Origin of the sequence: Amycolatopsis rhizosphaerae, from assembly GCF_007713715.1 — a bacterium.
In the GTDB taxonomy this organism is placed as follows: domain Bacteria; phylum Actinomycetota; class Actinomycetes; order Mycobacteriales; family Pseudonocardiaceae; genus Amycolatopsis_E; species Amycolatopsis_E rhizosphaerae.
Genome location: NZ_VJWX01000686.1, coordinates 1 through 2,930, shown reverse-complemented (window position 1 = coordinate 2,930; position 2,930 = coordinate 1). Strand labels below are relative to the sequence as shown.

Genomic DNA, 2,930 nt, shown 5'->3' with positions numbered 1-2,930 from the left:
TTGCTGGGTGTTCCCGCCAACGCACTGACCGTCGTCGAAGTGGCCGGCCTTCGCGCCGCCCGCTTCGCCCCCCGGCACATGCCGGTTCAGCCGGGCTCTCAGCCCGGTGTCACTCCTGACTGATCACGCGCGGGGCCGCTGAACGCGCCCCGCCCGCCGTGCCGTTCTCGGTCGGCCGCGCGTCCAGCACCTCGCTCATCCCCACGCGGACCCCACTTGTCCGCGGCCTCCGGGTGCCTCACCGCACCCACCCCACCAAGACCCCGTAAGGGAACGAGGAAAAGGAGAAACACCCAATGCAGACCTGGGCAAAGCGCGGAATCCAGACCGCGCTGGTGACGGGTGGCCTGCTCATGCTGGGCACCGGCATCGCCTCTGCTGACGAGAAGGTCAGCCCGGACGTTCCGGCCGGCCCGCTCGACCTCAACGCCAGCATCCCGGTCGACATCTCCCACAACGCGATCGGCACGCTCGGCAGGCAGGTCAACCTGCCGGAGATCAAGACCGAGATCAGCACCAAGCCGGTCACGGACGTGCTGAACAAGGCCCTCGCCCCGGTGAGCCAGACCGGCGCGCTCAAGGCCGCGGCCCCGGTCACCGGCGCCGTCAACGAAGCGGTCGCGAAGGGCACCTCGGCCCTGCCCCAGGCGTCGGGCAAGCGCGTGGACCAGGCCCCGGTCCAGTCCACCGGCGACCCGCTGATGGGCAACAAGGTGGTCGGCAACATCGCACTGCCGATCCAGATCACCGGCAACGCGCTGGGTGTGCTCGGCAACGCGACCGTCGACTCCGCCTCGACCCAGACCTACGCGCACAACAGCGACATCAGCACCAGCGGTGCGGGCGGCGGCCTGGCGGGCAACGCGGTCAACCTCGACTGGGCCCTGCCCGTCCAGATCTCGGGCAACGCCGGAGCCCTGGGCGGCAGCGCCAAGACGACCGGCAGCGCCACCCAGTCCGCGGCCGCCACGGGCAACACCACCACCGACGGCACGAACGGTGCCGGTGCGGGCAACGTGGTGAGCCCGCAGCTCGCCACCCCGGTCCAGTTGTCGGGCAACGCGCTCGGCTGGTTCCTCGGCCACGCCCAGACCGACTTCAACGGCAGCAGCGACGCCACCTCCGGCGGCTACACCGCCACGCACGGGTCGCAGGGTTCCATCGCGGGCAACGTGGCCGCGGTGCCGCTCGCCCTGCCGATCAAGGCCTCGAACAACGCGATCACGTGGGGCGGTGACGCCGACAGCGCGGGCAGCACCACCGCCAACGCCACCGCGGGCGGCACCACGCCCGGCCCCGACGGCACCCCTGCCTTCGTCCAGACCGACGGTGACCAGTCCTTCCTGGCCGGCTCGATCATCCAGCCGCAGGCCGCCGTGCCCGCGACCGTGGCGAGCAACGCGGCGGCGTGGATCGGCAACGCGGTCTCCGGCAAGGACGGCTCGCCCTCGGCGCTGAACACCACCGCCCACGCCGGTGGGTTCTCCACCACCAGCGGCAAGGACGCGGCCGGTTCGGGCACCGTGGCCGACGTGCCGGTCGCCCTGCCCGCCGAGGTGTTCTGCGTCGGCGGCACCTGGATCGGCAACGCGCACGCTTCGGGCTGCGAAAACACCCTCCAGGCGATCGCGGGCGGCCGCACCTACACCAACGGCAACGGTGGGTTCCTGTCCGGGAACAGCGCGAGCGCGCAGCCTGCTGGCACCGCCGAGGTGTTCGGTGTCGGTGGCTCCTGGATCGGCAACGCCTCCGGCTCCGCGACCGAAAACAAGCTGGTCCAGGCCGGTGGTTACAACGGCAGCCAGGGCAACGACTCGGCCGGGTCGGGCAACGTCGTCCAGGTGCCGGTGGCACTGCCCGCCGAGGTCTTCGGTGTGGGCGGTTCCTGGATCGGCCAGGGCGCCGGAACCGCTTCCGAGACCAAGGACGTCACCGCGGGCGGCGGCGGCAACACCCAGGACGACAACGGCGCGGCCAGCGCGAACCTGGTCGCGGTTCCGGTCTCCCTGCCGGTGCAGGCCTTCGGGATCGGCGGCAGCTGGATCGGCAACGGGCAGGGCTCGGGCACCACGGACACCACCTCGACCGCGGGCGGGCACCTGAACGCCAACGGCAAGAAGGGCTTCCTGGCGGGCAACCTCGCCGACGTGCCGGTGTCGCTGCCCACGCAGCTGCACGGCATCGGGGCCACCCTGGTCGGCAACGGGCACGGTGCCAGCCAGAACACCATCCAGTCGCTCGCGGGTGGCGACGCCACCGCGACCGGTGAGGGCGGCTCGCTGGCGGGCAACATCATCCAGGTTCCCGGTGCGGCGGCGGCCGACGTGTTCGGCACCGGCGCGATCGTGGCCGGTACGGGCAGCGGCGACGCCACCAACGACGTGGTGTCCTCGGCGGCCGGTTCCACCCACACCAACGGTGACGGCGGCTCCCTCGCCGGCAACGTGATCAGCGCGCCGCTGTCCCCGGTCGCGCAGGTCTTCGGCGACGCCGTGAGCGTTCTCGGGGTCTCGCGTGCTTCGGGGGTGAACAGCACCGAGATCACCTCAGGCGGGCAGAACACCACTTCGGGCCAGGGCGGCTCGCTGTCGGGCGACATCTTCGACGTGCCGGTCGCCGCGGTGGCCCAGGTCTTCGGCGTGGCCCCGGCGGTCGGCGGTGTCTCGCACGCGGTCGCGGACAACAGCACCACCGGCACGCTGGCCGGCACCGACACCACCTCGGGCCCGGCGGAAGCGCTTTCCGGTCTGAACCCGGTGCTGCCGGTCGGTGTGGTCGCGCAGGTCTTCGACATCCCGCTGGGCCTGCTGGGGGTGGCCTCGTCGGACACCACCAACGCCACCGACGTGGCCCTCGCCGGCCACGAGGCGCTGATCGACCTGCCGATCAGCGGGGCGGAACTGCCCGCCACCGGCCTGCCGTCGCTCCCC

Annotated in this window: 1 protein-coding gene; it reads left to right on the top strand. The window is 72.2% G+C overall.

The window, feature by feature from the left end; translation table 11 throughout:
- Positions 1-296: 296 nt before the first annotated feature.
- On the top strand, positions 297-2,930 hold a 2,634-nt coding region (locus FNH05_RS35485), incomplete at its 3' end, for a beta strand repeat-containing protein (RefSeq protein WP_144593222.1).